This is a genomic window from Bradyrhizobium sp. NBAIM14 (genome assembly GCF_020193895.1).
Taxonomy (GTDB): Bacteria; Pseudomonadota; Alphaproteobacteria; order Rhizobiales; family Xanthobacteraceae; genus Bradyrhizobium; species Bradyrhizobium yuanmingense.
On record NZ_JADYVQ010000001.1, the window covers coordinates 625,554 to 652,526 of the forward strand.

Sequence of the window (26,973 nt, forward strand, 5' to 3'; positions counted from 1 at the left end):
CGTGACACTTCAGACGGGACAAACCAATCTATGTCCGTGACCACCCTCTCCTCCCACGCACTGGCGCAACGACAGCCGAACTGGATCGTGCGCCTGTTCGACTACAAGCCGTTCCTGATCGTGATGTGCCTCGCGCCCGCGCTCGGGCTGCTCACGGTATTCCTGACCTACCCGCTCGGCCTCGGCGTCTGGCTCGCCTTCACCGACACCACGATCGGCCGTCGCGGCATCTATGTCGGGATCGAGAATTTCCAGTACCTGCTCACGGATCCCTTGTGGTGGAACGCGGTGTTCTACAGCGTGTTCTACACGGCCGTGGCGACCTTCGGAAAATTCGCGCTCGGCTTCTGGCTCGCCCTGCTGCTCAACAACCATTTCCCGTTCAAGAGCCTGCTGCGCGCCATCGTGCTGCTGCCCTGGATCGTCCCGACGGTGCTGTCGGCGCTGGCGTTCTGGTGGATCTACGATCCGCAGTTCTCGATCATCTCCTACCTGCTGGTCGACGTGCTGCATTGGCGCGACAGCAATATCGACTTCCTCGGCTCGCCCTGGCCGGCGCGGTTCTCGCTGATCGCCGCCAACATCTGGCGCGGCATTCCCTTCGTCGCGATCTCGCTGCTGGCGGGCTTGCAGACCATCTCGCCCTCGCTCTACGAGGCCGCGATGCTGGACGGCGCCAGCGCCTGGCAGCGCTTCCGCTACATCACCTTCCCGATGATGCTGCCGATCCTCGCCATCGTCATGACGTTCTCGATCATCTTCACCTTCACTGACTTCCAGCTGGTCTACGCCATTACCCGCGGCGGTCCGGTGAACTCGACGCATTTGCTGGCGACGCTGGCGTTCCAGCGCGGCATCGCCGGCGGCGAGCTCGGCGAAGGCGCGGCGATCGCGGTGTCGATGATCCCGTTCCTGGTGTTCGCGACGCTGTTCTCCTATTTCGGCCTAGCACGCCGCAAATGGCAGCAGGGAGAGGCCAATGACTGAAACCGTCGCGCAATCGACCGTCGCGGACGCAAAAGCGCCGCCCGACACCATGGCCTGGGATTCCGGGCTGCGGCGGCTGATGATGATCTACCTGCCGCTCGGCTGCTTCGTTCTGATCCTGCTGTTTCCGTTCTATTGGATGGCGATCACCTCGTTCAAACCGAACGCGGAGCTGATGAACTACCGGGACAACAACCCGTTCTGGATCTCCTCGCCGACCCTGGCGCACATCAAGCATCTGTTGTTCAACACCGCCTATCCGCAATGGCTGAAGACGACGATGCTGGTCGCGATCGGCTCGACCACGCTGTCGCTGATCGCGAGCACGCTGGCGGCCTACGCGATCGAGCGCCTGCGCTTCCGCGGCAGCCCCTATGTCGGCCTCGGCATCTATCTCGCCTATCTGGTGCCGCCGTCGATCCTGTTCATTCCGCTCGCCACCGTGGTGGTGCAGTTCGGCCTGTTCGACTCGCCGCTGGCCCTGATCCTGGTCTATCCGACCTTCCTGGTGCCGTTCTGCACCTGGCTCCTGATCGGCTATTTCAAGTCGATTCCTTACGAGCTCGAGGAATGCGCGCTGGTCGATGGCGCCACGCGGCTGCAGATCCTGCGCCGGATCACGCTGCCGCTCGCGGTGCCCGGGCTGATCTCGGCCGGCATCTTCTCCTTCACGCTGTCCTGGAACGAGTTCATCTACGCGCTCGCCTTCATCCAGAGCGGCGCCAACAAGACGGTGCCGGTCGCGATCCTGACCGAGCTCGTCACCGGCGACGTCTATCAATGGGGTGCGCTGATGGCGGGATCGCTGCTCGGCTCGCTCCCGGTCGCGATCTTCTACTCGCTGTTCGTGGATTACTACGTCTCTTCGCTGACGGGTGCGGTGAAGGAGTAGCCCCGCTCTCTCGTCCCCCTCTCCCCGTTCTCACGGTCTGCAGGCGGGGAGAGGCGAAGAGCGCTGCGGCCTTTGGCCCGGCTTCACAATACTGCAACATGCGATCCGCATAAGCGTTGCGTCCGCCAACAGGAGACGCACATGCGCGCGACTTTTCTTTGCACCGTCGCCACGATCATCCTCACCGCGAGCACAGCGCTCGCGCAGAGCGAGGGCGAATTCCCCGCCAAGCTCGCCGGCCACGCGGTGATGCCCGCCGAAACCTTCATCGAGGCGCCGGCTGATGCCCCCGCCGATCTCAAGGCGGCGGGCAAATATACCACCGGCAAGCGGGTCGACGCGCTCGGCACCGTGATGGGCAAGTCCTTCGAGCGTCCGACCGGCGTGTCGCTGCCGTTCAAGGGCCAGCCGCTGCAGGGCCATTCCGGCATCAAGACCCTGCCCGACGGCACGTTCTGGGTCCTCACCGACAACGGCATGGGCGCGCGCGCCAACTCGCCGGATTCGATGCTGTACCTCAACCGCTACAAGATGGACTGGGCCAGCAGTAAGATGGAGCGGCTGGAGACCATCTTCCTGCACGACCCCGACAGACGCGTCCCCTTCCGCATCGTGCACGAGGACACCCAGAAGCGCTATCTCACCGGCTCCGATTTCGACACCGAAGGTTGCCAGATCGTCGGCGACACCTTCTGGATCGGCGACGAGTTCGGCCCCTATGTCCTGAAGGCGGACAAGTCAGGCAAAATCCTCGGCGTGTTCGATACGGTCGCCGACGGCAAGCCGGTGCGCTCGCCCGACAATTGGGCGGTGGGGACGCCGGCCGCGCCGGGCGCGACCTACACCAATGTCAATCTCCGCCGCTCCAAGGGCTATGAGGGCTTCGCCGCGTCCAAGGACGGCAAGTTCCTCTACGGCCTGCTCGAGGGACCGCTGTGGGACGCGGAGAAGAAGGAGTGGGAGAAGGTCGACGGCAAGGAAGCCGCCCGCATCCTCGAATTCGACGTCGCCGCCGAGAAATTCACCGGCCGGTACTGGCACTATGTGTTCGAGCAGAACGGCAACGCCATCGGCGACTTCAACATGATCGACCAGGCTTCCGGCCTCGTCATCGAGCGCGACAATGGCGAGGGCACCGCCGACAAGGCCTGCCCGCAAGGCCAGCGCGGCGAGAACTGCTTCCCCGACCTCGCCAAGTTCAAGCGCGTCTACAAGATCGAGCTGACCGACGCCAATGTCGGCAAGCCCGTGCGCAAGATCGGCTATATCGACCTGATGAAGATCAGGGATCCCGACAAGAAGGCGCGGAAGCCGCTCAACGACGGCGTCTACACCTTCCCGTTCTTCACCATCGAGAACGTCGATCGCGTCGACGACACCCACATCATCGTCGGCAACGACAACAACCTGCCGTTCTCCTCCAGTCGCGATCCCAACAAGGCCGACGACAACGAGTTCGTGCTGCTCGAGGTCGCGGATTTCCTGAAGGCGAAGTGAGGCGAGGCTCGCTCTCTCTCCCTCCCGCTTTTCCGCGGGAGGGAGAGTCATTGCCCATGGCTACTTCCCGAAAATCACCGGGACGTTGATGGGTATGGTTGCATAACTGATCTCGGCCGGCACCGGCGGGAATGGTTGGGCCTGGCGCACCATGGCCATCGCCTGGGCATCGAGCGCTGCGACGCCCGAGGAGCCGCCGAGGCGGCTGGACAATACCTGACCGTTACGGCCGAGCGTGAAGCTCACCTTGACCACGCCCCTCTGGCCATTCGCGCTCGTCGGATACTGGTGGAAGCGCATGAGATGCGCGCGGACGCGCTGATAATAGGTCGCCATCGCAGACGCGAGCGAGCCGGCATTGACGGCAGAGGCCAGCGGAGCCTGCCGCTCCGTGCGCGGCGGTGCGCTGGTGCGCGGCGCCGGAAGGGCATCCGACGGCTTCCGGGCGTCGAGGCGGACCGCCTTGGGCTTCGCCGGGGCGGGCTTCTCCACGGGCACAACTTTCGCGGGCTCGGGCTGCGGCGGGCTCGGCTCGAGCTTCTGTTCCGGTGGAGCCAACACCTCCGGCCGCTCCTGCGGCGGTGTCGGCGGGATCATTTCCTCGACAGCCTGCTGCTGCACCGGCTCGGGCGGTGACGCATCCGCCTGCTGCATCATCGGTCCCGGCGCGATGTCCAGCGGCGTTGACTGCGGTGCCGACGTCTCCGGCGTCATGTCGATCAGGATGGCCGGCATGTTGACGCCCTCGTCCGGCACCTGCTTCAGCCAGTTCATCGCAAGCAGCGCGGCGCCGAGATGCAGCGCCACGATCATCGCCGCCGAGGCGCCCCAGCGCGCGCCCTCCCGCTCGTCAAGCGGCTGATGCAAGGCAAAGGCGTTCGCTGCCATCAGCTGCGTCCGTCGAGCCCGACGAGGGCGACCTTGAGATAGCCGGCGTTGCGCAGGGTGTTCATCACCTCCATCAGGTCGCCATAGGAGACGGCCTTGTCGGCGCGCAGATAGATGCGCTCGTCCTTGCGGCCCTTGGTGGCGGCATCGAGTGAGGTGCTGAGCCCGTCGCGAGCGACGATATCCTCACCCACGGCGATCGAAAGGTCCGGCTTGACGGTGACGAAGACCGGCTTGTCGGGCCGCGGTGCCGGCTCGGCGGCGGTCGCCGGGAGATCGACGCCGATGTCGACGGTGGCGAGCGGTGCGGCCACCATGAAGATGATCAGGAGCACCAGCATCACGTCGATGAACGGCGTGACGTTGATCTCGTGGGTGACGTCGAAATCCCTCGTCTCGCCGCGCGAGCCGAGCTTCGATGTTCCGAGCTTGACGGCCATGGCTACTCCGCTGCCCGCGCCAGACGGAAATGGCTGTGGTCGCGCTGGCGGCTCACCAGCAGCATGAGCTGCGCCGAGGCGTCGCCGAGCAAAGCGCGGTAATTGGCAATGCCGCGGACGAGGTGATTGTAGATCACCACCGCCGGAATCGCGGCGACGAGACCGAGCGCGGTCGCGAGCAACGCTTCGGCAATGCCGGGCGCGACCACCGCCAGACTGGTGGTGTGGCTCTCGGAGATGCCGATGAAGGAATTCATGATGCCCCAGACGGTGCCGAACAGACCGACGAACGGCGCGATGGCGCCGATGGTCGCGAGCACGCCGGTGCCGCGCGCGATCTGCCTGGACATCGCCGCCTCGACCCGCTCCAGCCGCAACGCGACGCGCTCCTGCAGGCCGTCGTCGAGAATGCCGCCGGAGAGCTCGGCCTCCCTGGCGCAGGACTGAATCAGCTGCGCGACTGCGTCGCGGGCGTCGCCGGTCCGCGCGGATGCCTCGGCCAGCGTCATGTTGCCTTCGAGGGTGCGCGTCCGCTGCAAGGCGAGCGAGCCCTTGCGACGCAGCTCGATGGTCTTGGCGAGCCAGACCGTCCATGTCGCCAGCGAGGCAACGGCAAGCCCGACCATCACGACCTTCACGACGATGTCGGCACCGAGGAACATGCCCCAGGGCGACAGATTGCGCGGCAACAGCGCCGCGTCGATCGCAAAGGCCGGCGCCGGCACGAGCGCCAGTGCGATTGTGAGGATCACGTGCCCTAGCGTGGAATTGCTCTGCATCCTGATCTCCCGACAAATGGAAGTCACGCCGAAAGCTTCGCCGCGATCCGGTCCGCGAGCCGCCGGAACCGCGCCAGCTGATCCGCCCGCAGCGCCCTCGTCTCGTCGCGGCCGACGAAGACCTTGAACATGATGCCGCCGTCGGCGTTCACGAAGGCGACGAAGGCCGAGGACTTGCCCATGAAGGGCCGCTCGACGAAGGCAATTCCCGCGCAGCGCTCGTGGCGGAGATGGCCGTGCAGGCCCTTTGGCTGCATCAGGTTGAAATAGCCGCGGCCGATCTCGCCCGCGGGAATGGTCCCGGTGAACTCGAAGATCGCATCATCGGTGTGGACGATCAGCGTGACCTCGCCCCATTCCGCGATGTCCTGCATGGCGGCGGCAAAATGTTCGCCGCTCCCGATGCGCACCATTGACGGCGGCAACGCCTCGATCACCGCGCGCGGCGTGGCGCTGCGCTCGCGCGCGACGTCCTCGATCACGGCACCCGGATTGTCCGCCATATGCGCCTTGAGGTCGGCGAGATCGGTGCTCAGCATATCTGGCTCCTCAACCCCGGCGCCTCAAGCGGCCGCGCTCGCCTTGCGCTCGGTCATGATGACCTCGAAACCTTTGAACTCGGGGTGACCGAGATAGAGGCTCTCGCCGGTCTTGTTGTCGGCGCGCGCATGAGCGCGGCGGAATTCCTCCGAGCGCGTCCAGGCGTCGAAAGCCGCCTTGTCGACCCACACGGTATGCGAGGAATACAGCGTGTGGTCCTCGGCGACCGGCCCCTTGAGCAGATGGAATTCGACGAACCCCGCCATGCTGCCGAGATAGGACTCACGGGTCCGCCAGACGGTTTCGAACGCGGCTTCCGAGCCGGGCTTCACCTGGAAGCGATTCATGGCGATGAACATTCGACTTTTCTCCTGTGACTTGTAGATCGGCAATTGCCGACCGGATATTTCAGAACGGGTCGAAAGCCACGCTGACGCATCAGCGTGGCTTTCGAGATCAGCAAGGCATAACCTGCGGTGTCTTCCTCAGGTGCCGCCAAAGTGGTATTTGAGACCTCCCTTGATCACGAGCCCAGCACCGGCGCTCGCCCACTTCACGTCGTTTTGCGTGTCGCCCGTGCTACCGACCGGAATGGCGTACGGACGATAGTAGCGATTGAAGAGGTTCTCGACGGAGAAGTTGAGCGTGAGATCGGGCGTCGGGTGATACTGCGCGTAAAGATTGACGAGATCGTACGACGTCGCGGGCGTGTAGGTCCTGGGGATGTCGTAGTTGGCGATTGCCGACGTCCACATCATCGAAAGGATGAGGGTGCGGTCGAGCAGACGCACGCCGGCCGTCGTCGTGATCTTCTGCGGCGGAATGCTGTAGAGGCCGAAGCCGGTCTGCAGATTCTTTCCGCTCTGATAGGTCCCGGAGAGGCCGAAGAACCACAGGTTCGCGTCATACATCGCCTCGGCCTCGACGCCTTGTATGAGCGCGGACGCCACGTTCTGATACTGCAGGAACGGGAGCACCGTGATCGACGGCGCCGGTGGCGGCCCGGTCGGGACCACGAGCGGGTTTCCGTAAGCGACCTGATCGATGAAGTCGCTGATGTCGTTGCGGAACACGTTGATCTTGCCGCGCAGCGTGTCGCCCGCCGTGAACAGATCGTTCTTCTTGATATTGAAACCGATCTCCTTGTTCTTGCCGACCTCGGGGCGCAGGTTTGGATTGGGCACGAAGCAGAAGGTCGAGTCCGCGCCCGGTCCCGGCGTGCCCGACGGACAGCGGAAGAACGAGTCGTTGACCGTCGCGCCGGCATGTGGCCCGCTCACCAGCGTCTCCGTGATCGAGGGCGCCCGATAGCCTTCCGCGTAGCTGGCATAGGGGGTCACGACCGCGGTCGGAACGAGAGCAACGGTGATCTTCGGCGAGAGGCGATCGCCGCCCGACGACGAGGATGCCGAGGAAAGCTGATAATTGTCGTAACGGAGCGCACCGATCACCTCGAGCATCGAGGTGTAGTTCGCCCTCCACTGCACGAAGCCGCCAGACACCGTGCGCTGGCCGCCCGGCGTAGTCACTTCGCCGGTACCCGTCCTATCCTGGGTAGATACTTTGTCCTGGAACGCATCCAGACCGTAAGTCACCGCGTGGCGCCAGCTTCCCGTTTCGAAGCGTGTCGTGTTGTGCACGTCGATACCGATCGTATCGAGCAGATATCCGCGGTTGCTCCCGATGCACCCCGAAACGGCATTGCCCGGCACGCCACCGCAATAAACTGACGGCGTCGTGGTGGTGTGCCTGGTCTTAGTCTGGTCGTTCTCGGTGCGATTCCAGTAGATCTTCGCATCCCAGTCGAACCACTGATCATCCGGCTGCGAGTATTTCCAGCCGAGCGTCGTGGTGTAATTCTTCACGTTGGAGGCGTAGATGGACGTGCCGTTCAGATTGTTCGTGCCGTTCGCATTGGTCGAATTGGGATCGCCGGCGCGTCGCGGCGGCTGGCCCAGACTGTAGATGTCTTCCTGAAAGATGGCGCCGAGCTTGACCTCGTGGCCGTCCGCCGGCCGCACCGTCAGCTTGGCGATGCCGCTGCTGAGCCGATTGCCGGTATTGGCGACCTCGAAGCCGGTGCCGTCCTTGTAGCTCTCCTGCGTCGAATAGGTGCCGCCTGCGAACACGTCGACATTCGGATTGACGTGCACGCCGCCAAAGGCCGAGCCGAGTGCGCGACCATAATTGCTGCCAAGGATAGTCTTGACATCGACGCCCCAGCGCTCGCCCACACGGACGACATCCTCGATGTCCTTGGTGCGGAACGAGGCCACGCCGCCGATCGCGCCGGAGCCGTAGATGTTCGCGGTCGGGCCGCGCACGATGTCGATGCCGCTGATCAGCTCCGGATTGAGGAAGAAGGAGCCGTTGGCGAAGTGGCCTGTGCGCTGATAGTTCTGCCGCGCGCCATCGACGACGACAGCAACGCGGCCGAAATCCTGCAGGCCGCGAATGTTGATCGAGGTCGACGGCTCGTCGCCGCGATTCTGGACCCATACGCCCGGCACATTATAGATGAGGTCACCAACCGTGCTGGCCTGACGTCCCTCGATCTGCGCCGAGGTCACGACGCTGACCGGTGCCAGCGCATCCACGGCACGCTCCTCGGTCTTCGTTGCCGCGACCGTAATCGCATCGAGCGTTTGCACCGGCGCTGCGCCGCCGGCCTGGGCGCGGGCGTTCATCACCTCCGGCGCGGCCTGCTGCGCAACTTGCGGCGCCTGCTTGCGCTTGGCCTGCTTCGGCCTTTCCGACGACGCGTTTTCACTCTGCGGCGATGCGGTCTGCGCGAGACTGCCCTCCGCCGTCATTGCCGCAATTGAAACCACCGACGCGCCCAAAATCAGGGCGCGCGAATACCTAGCCCCGTCAGCCATATCAGCCCCAGCCTGCACTTCACTTTAGTTTTTGATGTCGTCTGGCTGGCGCGCGCTCGCAACGCGAGCGACTGGCTGGCTGATTGTTCCAAGAGGCGGGCGAGTTCCCCGCCGTCAGAAATGGTTACGTGGCAACACTCTGACGGTCAATGACATCGGGTTACAGTTTATATCGATTGTAAACTGCGATGGTTGGAATGCGCTTGGCGCCACCTGTACAAACGGGCGGTACTCCAGCTTTCGAAAGCGCATCACACCGACAATGTCAGCCACATCAGGAGACAGCAGCGGCAGCGCGGCAGGACCGGCACAAAGCCCTTCTGCGGCAACCCGAACTCTCACCATGCGCGGCAGCCGCATCGATAGCCGCGAGCTGTTTGCCGCCGAGCGCGAGATCATCATTGCGCATGGCGAGGACAGCTATCGTCTCCGCCTGACCTCGCAGAACAAGCTGATCCTGACGAAGTAACTGCAATGACATGTTGCCGCACCCTCACCCGTCTCCTGCTCTCCGGCGGACTCGCGTTCGCGTCTGCTGCGCACGCCGCGGGCATCACCGTGCATGACGCGCGCAATCGCCACGTCACTGTTACCGATTTTGCCCGCACGGTGTCGATCGGCGGCGCCATCACCGAGATCCTCTATGCGCTGGGATTGGAAAGCCGGCTGGTCGGCGTCGACACGACGAGCCTCTATCCGGCGGCGGCACTGCAAGACAAGCCGAATGTCGGCTACGTGCGCCAGATCTCGGCCGAAGGCGTGCTCGGTCTCAACCCGACGCTGATCCTGGCGATCCAGGGCTCGGGCCCACGCGAGACCATGGACATCCTGGAGACGGCGAAGGTGCCGCTGGTGCTGGTGCCCGAGACCTTTTCCGAGGAAGGCCTGATCGAGAAGATCAAGCTGGTCGGCCACGCCATGGGCGTCGATGCGCGTGCCGAATGTCTCAGCGCCGCGGTCGGCGCCGATCTTGCACAGCTCCGTGCCCTGCGCGCCAAGGTGACGAAGCCGGTGCGGGTGATGTTCGTGATGTCGCTCCAGAACGGGCGGGCGATGGTGGCGGGCCACAAGACCGCGGCGGATGAGATCATCCAGCTCGCGGGCGCGGCCAACGCGGTCGAGGATTACGATGGTTACAAGGTCATCAGCGACGAGGCGATCGTGGCCGCAAAGCCCGATGTCGTGCTGTCGATCGAGCGCGGCAAGGATTCGCTGCAGGCCGATGCAGTCTACACGCACCCCGGCTTTGCGCTGACGCCGGTCGCGGCCAACAAGAGCTTCATCAGCATGGATGGGCTTTATCTGCTCGGCTTCGGGCCGCGCACCGCGGCAGCGGCGCGCGATCTCTCAGTCAAGCTCTTTCCGGCCTTGGCCGAGGGCGGCGCGTTCGCGTCGGCGCTGTCGACGGCGAATTGCCGGCAATGAGCGTGGCCGCCGGGATCGAAACACAGAGCCCGCGACACAGCGCGGGACGGCGAGCAGCATCGTTCGCGATTCCCCTTCTGCTCGTGGTGCTCCTGGTCACCGCGATCGCCGCCCTGACGGTCGGCGCCGCCGGCATCCCGCTCTCCCGGCTGCCAGCCGCGCTGGGCTTGGCCGGCGAAAGCGCGGCCATGACGGCCCGCGACCAGCTCGTGCTGTGGTCGATCCGCATTCCCCGGATCGCGGCGGCGGCGATGATCGGCGGCCTGCTTGCCGCGGCCGGCGCGATCATGCAGGGGCTGTTTCGCAACCCGCTCGCCGATCCCGCCCTGGTCGGCGTCTCCAGTGGCGGCGCGCTCGCAGCCGCGAGCGCGATCGTCTTCACCGATTCCCGCTTCGGCGAGGCGCTGCGCTTTCTCCAGACCGAGCTGTTGCCCCTCGCGGCCTTCGCAGGTTCGCTGGCGACCACCACAATCCTCTACGGCATCTCCAGCCGCTCGGGACGCACCTCGATCGCGATCTTCCTGCTCGCCGGCGTCGCCATCACCGCGATTGCCAATGCGGGCATTGGCCTGCTGGTATTCATCGCCGATGACCGTCAGCTGCGCGACATCACGTTCTGGATGCTGGGCTCGATGAGCGGCGCGACCTGGACCAAGGCCGCCGTGCTCGCGCCGGTGCTCATTGCCGGACTCGCAGGCTGCGCCTTCATCGCGCGCGGCCTCGACCTGCTGGTGCTCGGCGAGGCCGACGCCTTTCACGGCGGCGTCGACGTCGAGCGCCTGAAGCGGATCTCGATCGTGATGGTCTCGGCCATGACCGGCGTCGCGGTGTCGATCAGCGGCGTGATCGGCTTCGTCGGCATCGTCGTGCCGCATCTGCTCCGTCTCGTGATCGGCCCGGCGCATCGCCTGCTGCTGCCGGCCTCGGTGCTATCAGGCGCGATCCTGATGGTCGGGGCCGACACGCTGGCGCGGACCATCGTGGCGCCCGCGGAGATGCCGATCGGCATCCTGACGGCGGCCGTCGGCGCACCCGTCTTTCTCTTCATCCTGCTGCGGCAGCGCGGGCTCGCCGCGCTATGACCGCAGTGCTCGATGCACGACACCTAGGCAAGCGCGCCGGCCGCGCGACATTGCTTGACGGCGTCGGCCTAACGGTTGCGGCCGGCGAGATGATCGCCATCATCGGCCCGAACGGCGCCGGCAAGTCGACGCTACTGCGGCTGCTCTCCGGCGATCTCCGCCCGAGCGCCGGCGAGGTGCGGCTCAAGCAGCGCGACATCGGCAGCTTCGCGCCGCGCGAGCTCGCCGCGCGCCGCGCGATGCTGTCCCAGCACATCAACGTCACCTTCCCCTTCACCGTCGAGGAGATCGTGCTGATGGGCGCGGGCGAGCGCAGCTGGCGCGAGGCCGGCCCGCTCGTCGACGCCGCGCTGGACGAGGTCGGACTGTCGCATTTCCGCGAGCGGCAATTGCCGACGCTGTCGGGCGGCGAGCAGCAGCGCGCTCATTTCGCCCGCGTGCTGGTGCAGCTCGCCTGCGGCGAGGCCAAGCACGGCCCCGGGCTCTTGCTGCTGGACGAGCCGACATCGAGCCTCGATCTGCGCCACCAGATCGACCTCGTCGAGGCGGCCCGCCGCCGCGCGGCTGCCGGCACCGCCGTGATCGCGATCCTGCACGATCTCAACCTCGCGATCCGCTTTGCCGACCGCCTGGTCGTGCTGGCCGGCGGCAGGCTCGCCGCGGACGGTCCGCGCGCCGAGGTCGTCACGCGGGAGAGGATCCGGGATATTTTCGAGATCGACGCGGACGTGCATCAGGTTGACGGCGTGCCGTATGTGCTGCCGCAGTCGATGCGGGTTGCGGGGCAAGCTGAACTGCCGCCACGGTGAAGGTGCGCTGCCTCGCCCCGTTCTTACGGGGAGAGGGGTGGGGTGAGGGGCCTCTCTCCACACGCGAGATGGTCGAGAGACCTGTACCCCCTCACTCGGATTGCATCTTCGATGCAATCCGACCTCTCCCCGCAAGCGGGGCGAGGTGAAGCTGCGCCACCTGTGCAGGAAATCAGCCCGCCGGGACGATCACCATGCTCTTGTCCTTCGGCCAGCGGATGCGCCAGGCGAAGTTGATGTCGCGGGCCTCGCCGGGCTTGGCGTCGAACGACCATTCCAGCACGCCGCGCTTGTCGCGGATGTTGTTGGCGGTCGGCTGGGTGCTCGAGGGCAGCATCTCGACGACGATGTCCTCGTTCTCGCTGACCGGCAGCTGATCCTCGATCGCGACGCGAATCGGAAAATCATGCCCGTTGCGGATCGTGGTCTTGAACGAACGCTCGTCGGTCTTCGACGTCGTGACCAGGAGGCCTGCCGAGCCTTCGTTGCGCTTGAGCACGGCGCGTTCGATCTTGACCTTGTCGTCGGCGCCGAACCCGAGCCGCACGATGTCGTCCTTGGTGGACGCCGTGATCTTGCCGCGGCCGACGAAGGTGCCGTCGCGATAGATCGCGACCTTGCCCGGCAGCAGGGTCGTGTCGTCGGTCTGTTTGAAGCTGGCTTCCAGGAATGCGGTCGGATCCAGCACCGGCGCGGCGCGCACCGCGAGATCGGCGGGCACATTCACCGAAGCGATACGTAGGCTCTTGGCACCGTCGGCGGCGCCGAGGCTGACGCGGCCGGGAATCCTGAAGGTGGCCTGGAAATCGCCGATCTCGGCGACGGCCTGTTGCTCGTCGGCGCGCTCGCGCAACTCGGTCGCTTCGGCAGCGTTGGACATGGGCTCGTACGAGCGCTGGCGAACAGTTGGCGCAGGCCGCGCTAGATCCGAGGCCGTGCCAAGGGCCATGGGCTTCGGCACTTGTGGATATTGCGCGATCAGCGAATGCAGCTCCGGAGCACTGCCGCCGCGGCTGATGCGCACGGTGGAGACGCCGAGCGTCACGTTCGACCAGTCCTCGCCGGTGGCCTGCGTCACCTCGGCGCGACGAACCAGTTCGAGCTGCGGCTTGCGATCCTTGGCGCCGGTATCGAGCCGCGCATCGTAGAGCGGCACCCAGCGCGCGTTGCGCACAGCATAGGTCACGCGCAGCGTCGCCTTGGTCGCGGCGGCCGAGGCGACGTCGATCCGCACTTCCAGCTTGCTCGGCGGCTTGGCCGAGCGCTCGGCTTCCAGTTGCGCGATCTGGCGGTCGAGCTCGCGCTGTTTTCGCGTGGAATCGCGAATTGCGCTGTCGGCGGTCGCGATCTCCTCGGCGACCGCGGCAAAGGCCGCGCGCCATTCAGCAATCGGGCGCGCCTCGCCCTTCTCGCCGAGGCCGGCCGGCGACGCCTCGGCAAAATGCTGCGCGAACTTGCGCCGGGCATTGGCCGAGTCGATCGCACCCTGCAGGTCGGCCCGTTGATCCTTCAGCGCTTCGATGCGCTTGTCGAGCTCGGGCAGGTTGACCGGCGGCGCGGCCTTCGGTGGGCGTGCATCGATCGTGCCGATGGTGAGCTTGGCGCCCGCCTCGCCTTCGACGCGGAGGGAAGATGGATCGAGCGAGAGCGGAAAATCCTTGGCCACCAATGTCGAATCGCCGGAGGCGAGATCCAGCGAAATGACGCGGGTGACGGTGGCACCGTCGGGATAGACGGTGACCGTGTCGATCGTCGAATTGGCGTCCACATTGGCCGCCCATAACGGCGATGCGAGCGCCGTGGTCACCAGGACCAGGCCCGTGGTTGCCAAATATCTTGCGGTGATGCGCATAAAGTCCCTCCTGCCGGTATCGCCGCGCCGCCAGCCGGACGCGCGCGATGAGATGCCTCGCCATCGTGGTTGGACGCGGCAGGGAAGGAACCGGTTCGATTGAGACTTCCGTGGGGCGCCGCCGCGGCGGCACCATGTCTGTGGAACGCTCGGTGGTCCGGGCGGCTTCAGGCCTGGGCCTAAGAGCCCTGACCGAAAATGCGCCGGAGCAGATCGGTCACGTTCTTGGCGCCGGCCTTCTTCAGGACGCTGGCACGGTAACCTTCGACCGTCCGCGCGCTCAGATGCATCCGCCGGGCGATCCCCTTGTTGGTGAGGCCGGCGGCAAGATGCTCGAGCACGTCGGCTTCGCGCGCGGTCAGAGGCTCACAGCCCGGCAGCCAGCGTTGCCCGATCGCCCCGGGTTGCGCGAATTGATCGATGGCGGCATCGATCCGGTTGACAATGTCGTGGGTGCGGAACGGCTTTTCGATGAAGTCGGTCGCGCCGCTCTTGATGGCGTCGACCGCCATGGCGATGCTGCCATTCGCCGACGTCACCAGCACCGGCGCCATGCAATTCTCCTCGCGCAGCTGCCTGAGCACCTCGAGAGCGGAGCGATCCGGCGGCATCTCCAGCAGCACACAGGCCGGCATCCGCGTCTTGGCTTCCGAGAGCAGAGAGGCACCATCGGCAAAGCAGATCACGTCATAGGCGCTCTGTTCGAGCGCGGCGGAAAGTTGTTCGCGGGAGGCGGCGTCAGTGTCTATGACGAATACCTCGCCCTTGGAATGCATGTTCCCCGGCATAGTCCCGATCCAGCAATGTCTTGGTCAAATGGCCCGAGACGGCCGGGCCCCGTCGCGCCCGCCGTCAATGCGCACGGCATTCACGCCAGTGCATCGGTTTTCCTTATGTATGCGCCACCGGGTTCCCCGATTTGACGTATTGAGACAGAAACTTTACATTTCGGGACATCTGCGGGTATGGCTGGCAGGAACGGTTTGCATGACCGACCTCATTCGCAGCGCAGGCTTGAGCTGTTACCCCGAGGTCGCGCGGTCGGTCGGGCTGGACCCCAGCCAGATGATGCGCAAGGTCAGGCTCCCGCTGGCCTGCCTCGACCAGCCCGACATCCCCATCGCCGTCACCGGCCTGCGCCGCCTGCTCGAACTATCGGCAAAGGCGTCCGGTGCAGAGGATTTCGGCCTGCGTCTCGCCGAGCGCGGCGGCCTCACCAATTTCGGCGCGGTCGGCCTGATCGTGCGCGAACAGGCGACCGTCGGCGAAGCGATCGAGGCGTTTTCGCGCTTCATCCATATCCATCACGACGGCATGCGGCTCGACGTCACGCGTGACGAGCGGACCGTGACCATCACGCTGCATTTGCGCGGCCGGCAGCCGCGCGCGCCGCGGCAGTCGATCGACATGGCGCTCGGCAGCGTTCAGCGCATCATCCAGTCGCTGTTCGGAGGCGATTGGCGGCCGCTGGAAGTGCATCTGCACTACCCGCCGCCGCTCGACCGCAAGCGTTACCGCGACTTCTTCGGCTGCCGGGTGATCTTCAATGCGGACGACGATGCGATCCTGTTGTCGGCGCACGACATGCAGCGCCGGATCCCAAGCGCGCATCCCTTGATCGCGAGTTACTTGCGCAAGCGGATCGAGGCGATCGAGAGCAGGCCGGCAAGCTGGGAGGCGAAGGTCGACGAGGTGGTGCGGACCCTGCTCGCCAGCGGCGATTGCACGGTCGAGCGCGTCGCCGAGCATCTGGCCTGCACCCGCCGCACCATCCACCGCCGCCTCGCCGCATCGGGCACCAGCTTCTCGGCCATCCTGGACGCGCAGCGCGCCGATCTCGTGCTCCAGCTGATCGAGGATCACACCCGGCCGCTCGCCGACATCGCGGTGCAGCTCGGCTTCTCCGCGCAGAGCGCCATGGCGCGCTGGTTTCGCGGCCGCTTCGGCTGCACCATCACCGATTGGCGCAAGGGCGTGCGGCCTCGCTCCGCACCGCCCTCGGCAAGTGCAGCCTGACTTCAGCGCGCGGGGGCGGGCACGCCCATCGTGGCGAGCGCCCGCCGCCCGCTGCCGGCGAGCAGCGGACCGAACGCGACGGCAAATCCGAGGAAGGCGAGGATCCAGCCGCAGGCAGCGACGTACAGCAGCACGTCGCCATACGCGGGCAACACGACGGCACCGATTCGGGCCAGAGCCGCGATGACGATTGCAGCATAGATTGCCTGGACCGCCGGCGAAGCCGTCAGCGCCTGTCCGGTATGGCCGAGGCTGGCGCGGGTCATCACCGCGAGCGTCATCGTTCCCGCAGCACCCGCCATCCAGGCATGGATGCCGGCGCTCGGCGGCAGCTCGCCGAAGGCGGCCACAGCGTTCAGGATGAAGCCGAGCGGCACGAAGACATAACCGACATGCAGGATCAGCAGCAGCCGCTCCCGCGTGGTGCGGTCGCCGGCCCAGCGTGCAAGCCGAACCAGATGCAGCACGCCGACTGCCGCCATCGCGACGCCGGTGATCATGTTCAGCGGTGCCGCGATCCATGCGATCAGCGCCAGCGCGCTCAAGCCAATCACCGCGCCATCGAATCGTCCGAACGGCACCGGCAGGCGGCCGGGATTGAACTTGACCAGCCAGTTGCGGGTGAAGCTCGGAATGATGCGGCCGCCGATCAAGCCGATCAGCAGGACGACCACGCCGATGCCGACGCGGATGCTGACGTCGGCCGCGCCTGCGTAATGCGTCTCGACATGGAAGGCGACGTTGCCGGCGAGCAGAACCAGCACCAGCCCCACCACCGGCAGGTTGCGCCAGTTGCCGCCCGCGATGATCTCGCGCGTTGCGGCGGCAACGACCAATGCCAGGAACGCGGCATCGACGACCAGTGCAAACATCCAACCGGTATTCGCCGACAGCGTCACCGCGACGCGTCCGGCAAGCCAGACCGTCACCAAGCCTGCGAGCGGCGCGCCCTGGATCGGCAGGCGCCCCGTCCAGTTCGGGATGGCGGTGAAGAGGAAGCCGGTGATGACGGCCGGCAGGAAGCCATAGAGCATCTCGTGGATGTGCCAATCGCGCGGCGCGAATGCGGAACTCACCGACAATTCGCCGTAGAACATCGGCAGCCAGACCAGGATCGACAACGCCGCCTGGATTGCGGCGAGCAGGAAAAAGGGGCGAAAGCTGTTCGCAAACAGCGGCCAGCCCGTAAAGTTGCGGGATCGGGCGCCAGCCATGGGTCAACTCCAATCAAATCAGACTGTTGCTTGGAAAAATACTGCCACCGGGCGGCCTCGTTTTGCGCTAACGCAAACTACCTGACGATTGCAGGTGCCATCACACTCCCTGATGCCAGGGGAGGCAGAATGGCCAAGGTCGACACATCGCTGGTTGCGCATTTGCCGCTGTTTGCGGGGATGACGCCGGAAGCTCTCGACGAGATCCTGCGTGAGGCCCGCTCGGCGCGCTATCCCAAGAACAGTGCGATTTTCGAGCAGGGGGCGGACGCGCAGTCCTTCTTCCTGCTGCTGCACGGCCATGTCCGCGCGGCCAAGACCACACCTGCCGGCGAGCAGATCGTGGTGCGCTATGTCACGCCCGGCGAGACGTTCGGGCTCGCGATGGCGATCGGAGCCGCGCGGTATCCGGCGACGGCCATGGCGGTCGACGACAGCGTCGTGCTGATCTGGCCGACTTCGGCCTGGCCGCGGCTGGTCGAGCGGTTTCCGGCGCTTGCCGCCAACACGCTCCAGACCGTCGGCACGCGGCTGCAGGAAAGTCACACCCGCATCCTGGAAATGTCGACCCAGCAGGTCGAGCAACGCGTCGCGCACGCGCTGCTTCGCCTCGCCAAGCAATCCGGCAAGAAGCTCGACCACGGCATCGAGATCGACTTCCCGATCAGCCGCCAGGACATCGCGCAGATGACGGGCACCACGCTGCACACCGTCAGCCGCATCCTGAGCGGCTGGGAGAGCCAGGGCCTGGTCGAGAGCGGCCGCCAGCGCATCATTCTGCGCGAGCCGCACAAGATTGTGGTTCTGGCGGAGCGGAGCGTCGACAGCGGCACGGCGTGAGAGACACCTCTCTGCTCAAGTCAGGGATGAGGCGCGCTTCCGCTTACGGCGAAAGCGCGCTCATCATCCGGGAACCCACGCACACCTGCGCGATTCCTGATCGTTTCACGCCGGCACGCACTCGATCAGCGCGGCGAGGAACTTGTCGCGGTCAATGCCATGCTCGCGGCAGGCGTCATCGACCGTGTGGAAGGTCGCGATCGGACAGCCGACGCAAGCCATCCTGAAGGCGAGAAACACGCGGATCGTGTGCGGCGCCGAATGCATGATGTCATCGACCAGATCGTCGGATCGGAAGGACATGGACAACTCCATTCCGATCGACGATAGCGACGCGGGACCGAGTTTCTTTGTTGGAGCGCAAGCTGGCTCGTCATTGCGGGGCGCGCGTAGCGCGAACCCGGAATCCATCGAGCAGCAACCAGTGCAGTGAAATGGATTCCGGGTTCGCGCCAAGAGGCGCGCCCCGGAATGACGGGGGGCTACACCGCCCGACTGTGCAACTGCTTGCCTGGATCCAGATGCGCATCGAACGCAGCGGCGACGCTGCGGACCAGGAAGCGCGAGTCCTTGGCGACAGCGAGTCGATCGCCCTCCACCCTCACGACGCCGTCGGAAATCAGCGGCTTCAGACGCGAGGCAGATTTCAGCATGGCGCCGGCCTCCGCGCCATGGCGCGCGCAGATGTCACCGAGATCGGCACCGAACTCGCACATGATGCGTTCGATAATGTCGGCGCGCAGCCGGTCGTCATCGGTGAGGCCGTAACCCTTCGCGGTGGCGAGGCGGCCGGCAGCGATGCTCTGCGAATAGGCGCCGATCTGCACCTCGTTCTGGACATAGCCCTGCGGCAGGTGCCCAATCGCGCTGGCGCCGAAGCCGAGCAGGACTTCGCTCCGGTCGGTGGTGTAGCCCTGGAAGTTGCGCCGCAGCGTGCCCTGCTCGAACGCCACGGCCATGGCATCGTCGGGCCGCGCGAAATGATCGAGCCCGATCTGCACGTAGCCGGCCTCTTTCAAGGCATTGGCGATGGCGCAGGCCTGGTCGTGGCGCGCAAGGCCGTCGGGCAACACGCCTTCATTGATCATGCGCTGGTGCTTCTTGAAGGCTGGCACGTGAGCATAGCCGAACACCGAGAAGCGGCTGGGTGAAAGCGCGAGGCTGCGTCGCACCGTCTCCAGGCACGAAGCCACTGTCTGGTGCGGCAGTCCGTAGATCAGGTCGAAGTTGACACCCTCGATCGCAGCGCCGCGGAGCATCTCGACCACGGAGGCCGTCTGCGCGAAGCTCTGCACACGGTTGATCGCCCGCTGCACCACCGGGTCGAAGCTCTGCACGCCGAGGCTCGCGCGGTTGACGCCGGAGAGCCGCATCGCCTCGACCATGTCCGCGCTCAATGTACGGGGATCGATCTCGACCGCGATTTCCGCCGAGGGCAGCACGAAGAATTCCTGGCGCATCGTCGCCATCAGCTCGGCAAAGGCGTCCGGCGCCATGATCGTCGGCGTACCGCCGCCGAAATGAATGTGCTCGACCTTGATGCGGTGGCCGATGGTTTCGGCCGTCAGCGCGATCTCTCTGCGTAGCGTCCGCTGGTAGCCGGCGATCAGTTCGTCGCGGCGGACGATCTGGGTATGGCAGCCGCAGTACCAGCACATCTCGCGGCAGAACGGCACGTGCAGATAGAGCGAGGCGCTGGCGGCCACGGGCAGCTCCGCCAGCCAGCGGGCATAGGCGTCCGGACCGATCGCGGGCGTGAAATGCGGTGCGGTCGGATAGCTGGTGTAGCGAGGCAGGCGCTCCTCGCCGTAGATCGCCGCAAGATCAGCTCTCATAAGTTACCCATTCGTAAATGCCCGCCGCGCGCGAGACATCGCGGCAAATCACGGAATGAATTCAAATAACCCGGATCGGCGGACGCGGCTTTGCGCTCGCGCAAAGCGCGGATACCGGTTCCCGGCCATGGTGAGAAAAAATCGCGGCCATCCGGAGCGTTCGCCATGAGGCTTTTCGCACTCGAACTCATTCTCTCCCTGCTCGACGTCCGCGGCCATATCCCGCGTTTCGACGACTTCCGGCCGGCCCCGGCCGCGCCGGCCCCCGCAGGCGCGGTGCGCGCCCTGGCGGCCGCGATCGCCGTCTTCGTCGCGCTGTCACTGGCGATCTGGGGATTGGTCTGGCTCGCCGTGAACCTGCTCTGAACGGACGCGCCTTCGCCAAGGCCTGTCTTGCGATCTCGTCCACGCGCATGAGCGGGGCAACCGAGATCGTCATCCAGCTTGAACATGCAAACGAGTTGCCGCTGAGTTGACGCTCGGCCTCGATCGGCATCGCGCCTGCGGACGCGGTGAGTTGCCATCGCCGATCCCGCTCCTTCGAGAAATCTAGGTCATGTTGCCGAACGCGAATCCGGCGGAAGCTTGTCGCAGCACAAACACGCTTGCCGCAATCGGCGCACACTGCACTCCGTCATCAAAACCATTTCAGATGAAGGATGCTTCCGATGTTCACCCGCAGAGCCGCATTGATCAGCGCCGCCGCGACCGCCCTGATGTTGGCGATCCCGGCTTTCGCCGCCGGCGATCTCAAGCTGCCGCGTCAGAAGGTAGAGCTGGTCGCTCCGCCCTTCGTGCACGCGCACGAGCAGGCCACGACACAGGGCCCCAAGATCGTCGAGTTCAGGATGACGATCGAGGAGAAGAAATTCGTTATCGACGACAAGGGCACCACCTTCCAGGCGATGACGTTCAACGGCTCGATGCCGGGCCCGCTCATGGTCGTGCACGAGGGTGACTATGTCGAGCTGACGCTAGTCAATCCCGCGACGAACACCATGCCGCACAACATCGACTTCCATTCCGCGACCGGCGCGCTCGGCGGCGGCGAGCTCACGCTCATCAATCCCGGCGAGCAGGTCGTGCTGCGCTGGAAGGCGACCAAGACCGGCGTGTTCGTGTATCACTGCGCACCGGGCGGCCCGATGACCCCCTGGCACGTCGTCTCGGGCATGAACGGTGCCGTGATGGTGCTGCCGCGTGAGGGGCTGAACGACGGCAAGGGCCGCGCGCTGAAATACGACAAGGTCTACTATATCGGCGAGCAGGACATGTACGTGCCGCGCGACGAGAAGGGCAACTTCAAGTCCTACGAATCGCCGGGCGAAGCCTTCACCGAGACCGAAGAGGTGATGAAGAAGCTGACCCCGACCCATGTCGTGTTCAACGGCAAGGTTGGCGCGCTCACCGGCAAGAACGCGCTCACCGCGAAGGTCGGCGAGAACGTGCTGATCGTGCACTCGCAGGCCAATCGCGACAGCCGTCCGCATCTGATCGGTGGCCACGGCGACTATGTCTGGGAGACCGGCAAGTTCGGCAACGCGCCCGAGGTCGGGCTCGAGACCTGGTTCATCCGCGGCGGCTCGGCGGGAGCTGCGCTGTACAAGTTCCAGCAGCCCGGCATCTACGCCTATGTCACGCATAACCTGATCGAGGCGGCCAGTCTCGGCGCCACCGCGCACTTCAAGGTCGAAGGCAAGTGGAACGACGATCTGATGATGCAAGTGAAGGCGCCTGCCGAAATACCTCCTGCCAGCACCAACTAGACGCGACGAAGGGGCCGGTCATCGCCGGCCCCTTTTTTCCTTCTGCGGAGGAATGATTGTGCTGATCGCATTCAAGCTCAAGCTGGCACTTGCCTGCGCGGCCGGGCTTGCGGGGCCGCTGGCCGTTGCGCCTCTGGTCTCGGAACTGACGATGCGCCATGCCGTCGGCGAGCCGGCCTTGGTCGAGGTCGCCCCGGGCAGCTTCGCCTATCGCGAGGCCGGCGATTTCACCCGCGGCGGACAGCAGGCGGAAGCGCCGATGCGCACCATCCGGATCAACCGGCCGCTGCGCATCATGCGGAATCAGGTCGCTTCATCCGACTATCAGCATTGCGTGCAGGATGGCGCCTGCCGCGCACTCGATCGCGACGTGGCAATCGCCCCCGATCGCCCAGCAGTGCAGGTGAGCTGGCACGATGCCGAGGCCTACGCAGGCTGGCTATCGCGCAAGACCGGCCATCAATACCGCCTGCCGAGCGACGAGGAATGGGCCTTTGCCGCCGGCTCCCGATTCAAGGACGACGGCGCACCGGTCGATGCAAGCGACCCTTCGAAGCGCTGGATCAGCCGCTATGAGCGCGAATCCGAACGCGACCTCTCCGACACCACGGCTCATCGCTTCGGCAAGTTCGGGCCGAACGAGCATGGCGTCGAAGACCTCGCCGGCAATATCTGGGAGTGGACCGCGACGTGCTTCGTGCGCTCGCGTGTCGATGATTCCGGCAATCCCGGCCGCGCGACCGTGAATTGCGGCGTGCGCGTCGCCGAGGGTGCGCACCGCGCCTATGTCACCGACTTCATCCGCGACGCCCGTGCCGGCGGCTGCGCCCAGGGCGTGCCGCCCGCCAATCTCGGCTTCCGCCTGGTGCGCGAGGAGACGTCGTGGCTGGCCAGCGTCTCGCAGCGCCTGAGCAAGATGAGGCCGGCAGGATCATAGGGCGTCAATTATTTCCCATGACCGTCGCTTCAGTATTAGAATGAGTCTAAAAGATACTTTGGAATTGCTCTAAGCTTATGCTCTCGCGACATCGCGTCGCTAACGTTGGCCCCCCGCCTGCGCTACTCAATCGGCGTTCAATCTCGCGCCTGGGAGCAGCCCTTATGATCTATCTTCGCGTCCTCGCCGCGTCTGCGGCGGTGTTGAGCCTGACCACGTCTTTCGTGTCGGAGGCAGCCGCCAACGGCGAGGTCAACGTCTATACCTACCGCGAGACCAAGCTGATCCAGCCGCTGTTCGATGCGTTCACCAAGGACACGGGCATCAAGGTCAACGTCGTCTCCGCAAGCTCCGGTCTGGAGCAGCGCATGAAGGCGGAAGGGGCCAACAGTCCGGCCGACGTGCTGCTGACGGTGGACATCGGCCGCATCGACGAGGCCGTGCAGGCCGGCGTCACCCAGCCGATCAAGTCGGAGGCGGTCGACAAGGTCGTGCCGGCGCAATATCGCGATCCGGACGGACACTGGGCCGGCATCTCCATGCGCGCGCGCGTGATCTATGCCTCGAAGGATCGCGTCAAGCAGGACAAGATCACCTATGAGGAGCTCGCCGATCCCAAGTGGAAGGGCAAGATCTGCATTCGCTCGGGCCAGCACATCTATAACAACGCGCTGTTCGCGGCCTACGCGGCCAAATACGGCGAGGCCAAGGCCGAGGAATGGCTGCGGGGCCTGAAGGCGAATCTCGCGCAGAAGCCGTCGGGCGGCGATCGCGAAGCCGCGCGTGACGTCGCCGCCGGCAAATGCGATATCGGCATCGGCAACACCTATTACTGGGCGCTGATGATGAACAACGATCCCGAGAAGAAGCCGTGGGCGGAGGCGACCCGCGTCATCCTGCCGACCTTCGAGGGCGGCGGCACCCACGTCAACCTCTCCGGCGTGCTGCTCGCCAAGAACGCGCCCAACAAGGCCAACGGTACCAAGCTGATCGAGTGGCTCGTCAGCGAGCAGGCGCAGCAGATGTATGCCGACCAGAACTACGAATATCCGGTTCGGAGCGGTGTCGCCGTCAATGCGACCATCGCCGGCTACGGCAAGCTCGTCCCGGATCCGTTGCCGATCGCAAAGATCGCCGCCAACCGCAAGGCTGCGGCCTCGCTGGTGGACAAGGTCGGCTTTGACAACTGATCTCTGGCGGCCCACGTCTATCGAACTGCTGGAAGCTACGAGCACACGGCCTCGATCGAGGGGCCGTGTGCGGGCCGGTCGCGCCGCAACCGCCATCGCGATCGCAACCGCGGTCCTGGTCGCGGCGCCCGTGATCTCGATCGTTTCGCTGGCTTTGCAGCCGGCATCCGATGTGTGGCACGACCTGATCAACTACGTGCTGCCGGCCGCCCTTCTCGACACTGCCCTTCTGCTCGTCGGGGTCGGCGCGGTCACACTTTTGATCGGCGCCGGCACTGCATGGGTGATGTCGCGCCACGATTTTGCCGGCCGGGGCATGCTGCTGTGGCTGATGCCGCTGCCGCTGGCGATTCCGACCTATCTTGCGGCGTACGTCTATGCCGATCTGTTCGAACCGCTGGGCCTGGTGCATCGCACCCTGGCGACCTGGCTGCCGCTGGGCGATGCCCTCGGCCTTCTGCCCAACCTCCGCTCGCTGCCGGGCGCCATCTTCGTGATCGGGCTCGTGCTCTACCCTTACGTCTATCTCTCGGCGCGTGCGACGTTCCAGGTTCAGTCAGCCGAATTCGCGGAAGCGGCCACGACGCTGGGCGCCGGCCGATGGACCATCTTGTGGCGCGTTTCACTGCCGATGGCGCGGCCGGCGCTGGCGGTCGGCGTGGCGCTGGTCGCGCTGGAAACGCTCAACGACATCGGAGCCAGCGAATATCTCGGCATCCGCACGCTGACGGTCTCGATCTTCACCACTTGGCTCAACCGCGGCAGCCTTGCCGGTGCAGCGCAGCTCGCATGCCTGATGCTTGCGATCGTCGCCGGCCTGATCGCGATGGAGCGTTACGGCCGTCGCAACGCCAGCATCGAATTCTCGGCCGAAAGCCCGCATGTGAGGCGGCGAACCCCGCTGTCGGGCGCAAGAGCGTCGATCGCGTTCGCGGTCTGCGTGCTGCCGGTGCTGATCGGTTTCGTGGTCCCGCTGCTCTATCTGGCGCATCAGGCTCTCGGCCGCGGCCTGCTTGCAAATTTCGACCCGCTGCTGTGGCGCCACACCTTCCATTCGTTTGCCTTTGCAGGGCTCGCAACGCTCATGGCCTTGATGCTTGCGCTCGCCACGACGATCGCGCATCGCTTGCGGCCGGATCCTCTGCGATATGTCGCGCTGAGCATCGCGCAGGCCGGATACGCGCTGCCGGGTCTCGTCATCGCTCTCGGCCTGCTCACCCCGGTCCTGGCGGTCGACAATGCGCTGAGCGCGGTCGCGACCTGGACCGGACGTTCGCTTCCGGGGCTGGTCCTGGTCGGCTCCGGGATGGCCGTCGTGATCGCCTACACGATTCGTTTTCTGGCTGTGCCGGTCGGCATGATCAAGGCCGGGTTCGACAGCATTCCGAGCGACTATGACGAGAGCGCACGCGCGGTCGGCGCCGGCCAGGGGGTCATGTTGAGGCAGATCTATCTGCCGTTGCTCCGGCCCGCGATGCTTGGCGCCGTCATCATCATGTTCGTCGACTGCCTGAAGGAGCTGCCGGCAACGCTGCTCCTGCGGCCCCTCAACGTCGAAACGCTGTCCACGTCGATCTACCAGTACGCAAGCCGCGGCAATTTCGAGGACGGCGCGCTCGCGGCCCTCCTGATCATCGCCGCGAGCATCGGCCCAGTTGCCTGGCTGACCCGGTTCTCCGAGGTGCCGAGCGGCCCCGCTTGAAGGGGCACATCGTCCGCACATTCATGGCGCTTCGACCAATTGATAGCAAACGCTTGGTTGTCGCCGGTGCCTGCAACCTGCTCAAATCTTCCGCGCGAACATGCGAAAACCGGGCGCGCCGATGATTGCCTCGAAATTCGGGTCGCGCTTCTCTTCCGCGAAGACAAAACCCGCCTTCGCGTAGGCGCGCTCGGCCGGCTCGTTGCCGATCAGGAACGATATCGTCGCCCGGGCAAACCCAGCTGCCCGCCCTTTGTCCAGCGCATGCGCGATCAACGCCTGCATCAAGCCACGACCACGATAGGCAGGGTCGGTCGCGACATGCTCGATCATCCAGTCGCCCTCGCCGCCCTGGACCCAGCAAGCTCGCGAATAGGCACCGCGCTGGCGGATGGCGTCGAGCTCTGACGCCGTCAGCCCAATTGAGAGACCGACCTCTTCGACCGCGCGCCATGCCGCCGGTCCGGTGCCGGCTGCCGGCACGGCGCAAAGTGCAGCAGCGGGCTTGCCATCGATCTCGGCGACCAGGAACTGCGAAAAATGCCACATCGACACCGCCCGTGCGACGGCGACGCGCGCGACGGAAGCGAGGCACTCCGCTTCCGGCCAGCCGAGCGCCACGTCGAACCAGCCGCGCGGCCGGTGGCCGCGCATCGAATTCAGGATGGTTTGTGCGATGAATTCGGCATCTTCGGGACGCGCGGACCGTATCGTCATGCGCGCCCCTTTACGACGACCCTACGTGTTCTTCAGCGCGACGCGGAATTCGGCTTCGGTCTTGGACTTGATCTCGTCGAGCGTGACGCCGTCGGCGAGCTCGATCAGCGCCATGCCGCCATCGCCGTGCTTGTCGATGGTGAAGACGGCAAGATCAGTGACGACCATGTCGACGACGCGCTCGCCGGTCAGCGGCAGATTGCACCTCTTCAGGAGCTTCGGGCCGTCCTTGGCCGAATGCTCCATCACCACGACGACGCGCTTGACGCCTGCGACGAGATCCATCGCGCCGCCCATGCCCTTGACCATCTTGCCCGGGATCATCCAGTTGGCGAGATCGCCGTTCTGGGCCACCTGCATGGCGCCGAGGATCGAGAGATCCATGTGGCCGCCGCGGATCATGCCGAAGGAATCCGCGCTCGAGAAATACGAGGTCGATGGCAGCTCGCTCACCGTCTGCTTGCCGGCGTTGATGAGATCGGCGTCTTCCTCGCCCTCATAGGGGAACGGCCCCATGCCGAGCATGCCGTTCTCGCTCTGCAAGGAGACGTCCATGCCATCGGGGATGTAGTTCGAGACCAGCGTCGGGATGCCGATGCCGAGATTGACGTAATAGCCGTCGCGCAATTCCTTCGCAGCGCGCGCGGCCATCTGTTCACGGGTCCAGGCCATGTGAGTCTCCTGTT

The 26,973-nt window shown here is 65.4% G+C and carries 27 protein-coding genes; 14 read left to right on the forward strand and 13 right to left on the reverse strand.

Annotated features, from left to right (window positions below):
• The first annotated feature begins 30 nt into the window (after window positions 1-30).
• The 3 genes from I6F28_RS02885 to I6F28_RS02895 all read left to right on the forward strand — a co-directional run bounded on the left by I6F28_RS02885 (window position 31) and on the right by I6F28_RS02895 (window position 3,376).
• A complete protein-coding gene (locus tag I6F28_RS02885; RefSeq protein WP_035998865.1) occupies window positions 31-987 on the forward strand; it encodes a carbohydrate ABC transporter permease in 957 nt (318 codons plus the stop codon).
• Window positions 980-1,879 carry a carbohydrate ABC transporter permease gene (locus I6F28_RS02890; protein WP_035998862.1) on the forward strand — a complete coding sequence of 300 codons (900 nt, stop codon included), beginning with the start codon at window positions 980-982 and terminating at the stop codon, window positions 1,877-1,879. The genes I6F28_RS02885 and I6F28_RS02890 overlap by 8 nt, the downstream gene beginning before the upstream one ends.
• A gap of 141 nt (window positions 1,880-2,020) precedes the next feature.
• Window positions 2,021-3,376, forward strand: coding sequence for an esterase-like activity of phytase family protein (locus tag I6F28_RS02895; RefSeq protein ID WP_035998858.1), 1,356 nt, complete (start codon window positions 2,021-2,023; stop codon window positions 3,374-3,376).
• Window positions 3,377-3,436: 60 nt separating this feature from the next.
• Here the strand turns inward: I6F28_RS02895 and I6F28_RS02900 are convergent, their stop codons facing one another.
• The 6 genes from I6F28_RS02900 to I6F28_RS02925 form a co-directional block, all read right to left on the reverse strand.
• A complete protein-coding gene (locus tag I6F28_RS02900; RefSeq protein WP_225112910.1) occupies window positions 3,437-4,264 on the reverse strand; it encodes an energy transducer TonB family protein in 828 nt (275 codons plus the stop codon).
• Entirely contained in the window at window positions 4,264-4,704 is a 441-nt protein-coding gene (exbD, locus tag I6F28_RS02905; RefSeq protein WP_035998845.1) for a TonB system transport protein ExbD, read from the reverse strand. Before exbD ends, I6F28_RS02900 begins: the two co-directional genes overlap by 1 nt.
• A 2-nt stretch (window positions 4,705-4,706) precedes the next feature.
• The gene (gene exbB / locus I6F28_RS02910) at window positions 4,707-5,483 is read right to left on the reverse strand and encodes a tonB-system energizer ExbB (RefSeq protein ID WP_035998843.1); all 777 of its coding nucleotides are present in this window, start codon (window positions 5,481-5,483) and stop codon (window positions 4,707-4,709) included.
• Window positions 5,484-5,506: 23 nt separating this feature from the next.
• Window positions 5,507-6,022, reverse strand: coding sequence for a heme utilization cystosolic carrier protein HutX (gene hutX / locus I6F28_RS02915; protein ID WP_035998840.1), 516 nt, complete (start codon window positions 6,020-6,022; stop codon window positions 5,507-5,509).
• Window positions 6,023-6,046: 24 nt separating this feature from the next.
• The gene (gene hmuQ / locus I6F28_RS02920; RefSeq protein WP_225139235.1) at window positions 6,047-6,382 is read right to left on the reverse strand and encodes a heme-degrading protein HmuQ; all 336 of its coding nucleotides are present in this window, start codon (window positions 6,380-6,382) and stop codon (window positions 6,047-6,049) included.
• A gap of 126 nt (window positions 6,383-6,508) precedes the next feature.
• Window positions 6,509-8,902, reverse strand: coding sequence for a TonB-dependent receptor, heme/hemoglobin family (locus I6F28_RS02925; RefSeq protein ID WP_225139236.1), 2,394 nt, complete (start codon window positions 8,900-8,902; stop codon window positions 6,509-6,511).
• Between the two features lie 262 nt (window positions 8,903-9,164).
• On the opposite strand from I6F28_RS02925, the gene hemP reads away from it, so the two are divergent.
• Genes hemP through I6F28_RS02945 form a run of 4 tightly spaced genes read left to right on the forward strand, consistent with a single transcriptional unit; the run spans window position 9,165 to window position 12,218 of the window.
• Window positions 9,165-9,371, forward strand: a complete 207-nt coding sequence (gene hemP / locus I6F28_RS02930; protein ID WP_036022033.1) for a hemin uptake protein HemP — start codon at window positions 9,165-9,167, stop codon at window positions 9,369-9,371.
• A gap of 5 nt (window positions 9,372-9,376) precedes the next feature.
• Window positions 9,377-10,327 carry a heme/hemin ABC transporter substrate-binding protein gene (locus I6F28_RS02935; protein WP_225139237.1) on the forward strand — a complete coding sequence of 317 codons (951 nt, stop codon included), beginning with the start codon at window positions 9,377-9,379 and terminating at the stop codon, window positions 10,325-10,327.
• Entirely contained in the window at window positions 10,324-11,409 is a 1,086-nt protein-coding gene (locus tag I6F28_RS02940) for a FecCD family ABC transporter permease (protein ID WP_225139238.1), read from the forward strand. Before I6F28_RS02935 ends, I6F28_RS02940 begins: the two co-directional genes overlap by 4 nt.
• A complete protein-coding gene (locus I6F28_RS02945; RefSeq protein ID WP_225139239.1) occupies window positions 11,406-12,218 on the forward strand; it encodes a heme ABC transporter ATP-binding protein in 813 nt (270 codons plus the stop codon). The genes I6F28_RS02940 and I6F28_RS02945 overlap by 4 nt, the downstream gene beginning before the upstream one ends.
• Before the next feature lie 172 nt (window positions 12,219-12,390).
• Here I6F28_RS02945 and I6F28_RS02950 read toward each other — a convergent pair whose 3' ends face one another.
• Both I6F28_RS02950 and I6F28_RS02955 read right to left on the reverse strand, forming a co-directional pair.
• Complete coding sequence (locus I6F28_RS02950) at window positions 12,391-14,070, reverse strand: mucoidy inhibitor MuiA family protein (RefSeq protein ID WP_225139240.1); 1,680 nt, start codon at window positions 14,068-14,070, stop codon at window positions 12,391-12,393.
• Between the two features lie 179 nt (window positions 14,071-14,249).
• The gene (locus I6F28_RS02955) at window positions 14,250-14,858 is read right to left on the reverse strand and encodes a response regulator transcription factor (RefSeq protein ID WP_035998802.1); all 609 of its coding nucleotides are present in this window, start codon (window positions 14,856-14,858) and stop codon (window positions 14,250-14,252) included.
• Window positions 14,859-15,057: 199 nt separating this feature from the next.
• On the opposite strand from I6F28_RS02955, the gene I6F28_RS02960 reads away from it, so the two are divergent.
• Complete coding sequence (locus I6F28_RS02960; protein WP_109142535.1) at window positions 15,058-16,086, forward strand: AraC family transcriptional regulator; 1,029 nt, start codon at window positions 15,058-15,060, stop codon at window positions 16,084-16,086.
• A 2-nt stretch (window positions 16,087-16,088) separates the two neighbouring features.
• Here I6F28_RS02960 and I6F28_RS02965 read toward each other — a convergent pair whose 3' ends face one another.
• Entirely contained in the window at window positions 16,089-17,300 is a 1,212-nt protein-coding gene (locus I6F28_RS02965; RefSeq protein WP_225139241.1) for an NnrS family protein, read from the reverse strand.
• A gap of 129 nt (window positions 17,301-17,429) precedes the next feature.
• Between I6F28_RS02965 and I6F28_RS02970 the strand changes: the two genes are divergently transcribed.
• Window positions 17,430-18,140, forward strand: a complete 711-nt coding sequence (locus I6F28_RS02970; protein WP_036021991.1) for a Crp/Fnr family transcriptional regulator — start codon at window positions 17,430-17,432, stop codon at window positions 18,138-18,140.
• Window positions 18,141-18,245: 105 nt separating this feature from the next.
• On the opposite strand, the gene I6F28_RS02975 is transcribed toward I6F28_RS02970, so the two are convergent.
• Together I6F28_RS02975 and hemN are read right to left on the reverse strand one after the other, a co-directional pair.
• Entirely contained in the window at window positions 18,246-18,443 is a 198-nt protein-coding gene (locus I6F28_RS02975) for a DUF1858 domain-containing protein (RefSeq protein WP_035998817.1), read from the reverse strand.
• A 179-nt stretch (window positions 18,444-18,622) separates the two neighbouring features.
• Window positions 18,623-19,975, reverse strand: coding sequence for an oxygen-independent coproporphyrinogen III oxidase (gene hemN / locus I6F28_RS02980; RefSeq protein WP_225139242.1), 1,353 nt, complete (start codon window positions 19,973-19,975; stop codon window positions 18,623-18,625).
• A 165-nt stretch (window positions 19,976-20,140) separates the two neighbouring features.
• Between hemN and I6F28_RS02985 the strand changes: the two genes are divergently transcribed.
• The 5 genes from I6F28_RS02985 to I6F28_RS03005 all read left to right on the forward strand — a co-directional run bounded on the left by I6F28_RS02985 (window position 20,141) and on the right by I6F28_RS03005 (window position 25,570).
• Entirely contained in the window at window positions 20,141-20,341 is a 201-nt protein-coding gene (locus tag I6F28_RS02985) for a hypothetical protein (RefSeq protein ID WP_035998787.1), read from the forward strand.
• Between the two features lie 302 nt (window positions 20,342-20,643).
• Complete coding sequence (nirK, locus tag I6F28_RS02990) at window positions 20,644-21,741, forward strand: copper-containing nitrite reductase (protein ID WP_036022006.1); 1,098 nt, start codon at window positions 20,644-20,646, stop codon at window positions 21,739-21,741.
• 58 nt (window positions 21,742-21,799) lie between these two features.
• Window positions 21,800-22,678, forward strand: a complete 879-nt coding sequence (locus tag I6F28_RS02995; RefSeq protein WP_225139243.1) for an SUMF1/EgtB/PvdO family nonheme iron enzyme — start codon at window positions 21,800-21,802, stop codon at window positions 22,676-22,678.
• Between the two features lie 164 nt (window positions 22,679-22,842).
• Window positions 22,843-23,868, forward strand: coding sequence for a Fe(3+) ABC transporter substrate-binding protein (locus tag I6F28_RS03000; RefSeq protein ID WP_035998784.1), 1,026 nt, complete (start codon window positions 22,843-22,845; stop codon window positions 23,866-23,868).
• A 67-nt stretch (window positions 23,869-23,935) separates the two neighbouring features.
• Entirely contained in the window at window positions 23,936-25,570 is a 1,635-nt protein-coding gene (locus I6F28_RS03005; RefSeq protein ID WP_035998781.1) for an ABC transporter permease, read from the forward strand.
• 81 nt (window positions 25,571-25,651) lie between these two features.
• Here I6F28_RS03005 and I6F28_RS03010 read toward each other — a convergent pair whose 3' ends face one another.
• Both I6F28_RS03010 and I6F28_RS03015 read right to left on the reverse strand, forming a co-directional pair.
• On the reverse strand, window positions 25,652-26,287 hold the full coding sequence (locus I6F28_RS03010) for a GNAT family N-acetyltransferase (protein WP_225139244.1): 636 nt from the start codon (window positions 26,285-26,287) through the stop codon (window positions 25,652-25,654).
• A gap of 21 nt (window positions 26,288-26,308) precedes the next feature.
• Window positions 26,309-26,959, reverse strand: a complete 651-nt coding sequence (locus I6F28_RS03015; RefSeq protein WP_035998776.1) for a CoA transferase subunit B — start codon at window positions 26,957-26,959, stop codon at window positions 26,309-26,311.
• Between the last annotated feature and the right edge of the window lie 14 nt (window positions 26,960-26,973).

What these genes read in the sequence shown, in the direction of transcription:
- I6F28_RS02950 (WP_225139240.1), bottom strand. Translation starts at nt 14,070, where the DNA reads ATGCGCATCACCGCAAGATATTTGGCAACCACGGGCCTGGTCCTGGTG.
- I6F28_RS02945 (WP_225139239.1), top strand. Translation starts at nt 11,406, where the DNA reads ATGACCGCAGTGCTCGATGCACGACACCTAGGCAAGCGCGCCGGCCGC.
- I6F28_RS02955 (WP_035998802.1), bottom strand. Translation starts at nt 14,858, where the DNA reads ATGCCGGGGAACATGCATTCCAAGGGCGAGGTATTCGTCATAGACACT.
- exbD (WP_035998845.1), bottom strand. Translation starts at nt 4,704, where the DNA reads ATGGCCGTCAAGCTCGGAACATCGAAGCTCGGCTCGCGCGGCGAGACG.
- hutX (WP_035998840.1), bottom strand. Translation starts at nt 6,022, where the DNA reads ATGCTGAGCACCGATCTCGCCGACCTCAAGGCGCATATGGCGGACAAT.
- hemN (WP_225139242.1), bottom strand. Translation starts at nt 19,975, where the DNA reads ATGAGAGCTGATCTTGCGGCGATCTACGGCGAGGAGCGCCTGCCTCGC.
- I6F28_RS02970 (WP_036021991.1), top strand. Translation starts at nt 17,430, where the DNA reads ATGGCCAAGGTCGACACATCGCTGGTTGCGCATTTGCCGCTGTTTGCG.
- I6F28_RS02895 (WP_035998858.1), top strand. Translation starts at nt 2,021, where the DNA reads ATGCGCGCGACTTTTCTTTGCACCGTCGCCACGATCATCCTCACCGCG.
- I6F28_RS02960 (WP_109142535.1), top strand. Translation starts at nt 15,058, where the DNA reads ATGACCGACCTCATTCGCAGCGCAGGCTTGAGCTGTTACCCCGAGGTC.
- I6F28_RS02985 (WP_035998787.1), top strand. Translation starts at nt 20,141, where the DNA reads ATGAGGCTTTTCGCACTCGAACTCATTCTCTCCCTGCTCGACGTCCGC.
- I6F28_RS02890 (WP_035998862.1), top strand. Translation starts at nt 980, where the DNA reads ATGACTGAAACCGTCGCGCAATCGACCGTCGCGGACGCAAAAGCGCCG.
- I6F28_RS02940 (WP_225139238.1), top strand. Translation starts at nt 10,324, where the DNA reads ATGAGCGTGGCCGCCGGGATCGAAACACAGAGCCCGCGACACAGCGCG.
- nirK (WP_036022006.1), top strand. Translation starts at nt 20,644, where the DNA reads ATGTTCACCCGCAGAGCCGCATTGATCAGCGCCGCCGCGACCGCCCTG.
- I6F28_RS02975 (WP_035998817.1), bottom strand. Translation starts at nt 18,443, where the DNA reads ATGTCCTTCCGATCCGACGATCTGGTCGATGACATCATGCATTCGGCG.
- I6F28_RS03000 (WP_035998784.1), top strand. Translation starts at nt 22,843, where the DNA reads ATGATCTATCTTCGCGTCCTCGCCGCGTCTGCGGCGGTGTTGAGCCTG.
- hmuQ (WP_225139235.1), bottom strand. Translation starts at nt 6,382, where the DNA reads ATGTTCATCGCCATGAATCGCTTCCAGGTGAAGCCCGGCTCGGAAGCC.
- I6F28_RS03015 (WP_035998776.1), bottom strand. Translation starts at nt 26,959, where the DNA reads ATGGCCTGGACCCGTGAACAGATGGCCGCGCGCGCTGCGAAGGAATTG.
- I6F28_RS02935 (WP_225139237.1), top strand. Translation starts at nt 9,377, where the DNA reads ATGACATGTTGCCGCACCCTCACCCGTCTCCTGCTCTCCGGCGGACTC.
- I6F28_RS03010 (WP_225139244.1), bottom strand. Translation starts at nt 26,287, where the DNA reads ATGACGATACGGTCCGCGCGTCCCGAAGATGCCGAATTCATCGCACAA.
- exbB (WP_035998843.1), bottom strand. Translation starts at nt 5,483, where the DNA reads ATGCAGAGCAATTCCACGCTAGGGCACGTGATCCTCACAATCGCACTG.
- I6F28_RS02925 (WP_225139236.1), bottom strand. Translation starts at nt 8,902, where the DNA reads ATGGCTGACGGGGCTAGGTATTCGCGCGCCCTGATTTTGGGCGCGTCG.
- I6F28_RS02885 (WP_035998865.1), top strand. Translation starts at nt 31, where the DNA reads ATGTCCGTGACCACCCTCTCCTCCCACGCACTGGCGCAACGACAGCCG.
- hemP (WP_036022033.1), top strand. Translation starts at nt 9,165, where the DNA reads ATGTCAGCCACATCAGGAGACAGCAGCGGCAGCGCGGCAGGACCGGCA.
- I6F28_RS02900 (WP_225112910.1), bottom strand. Translation starts at nt 4,264, where the DNA reads ATGGCAGCGAACGCCTTTGCCTTGCATCAGCCGCTTGACGAGCGGGAG.
- I6F28_RS02965 (WP_225139241.1), bottom strand. Translation starts at nt 17,300, where the DNA reads ATGGCTGGCGCCCGATCCCGCAACTTTACGGGCTGGCCGCTGTTTGCG.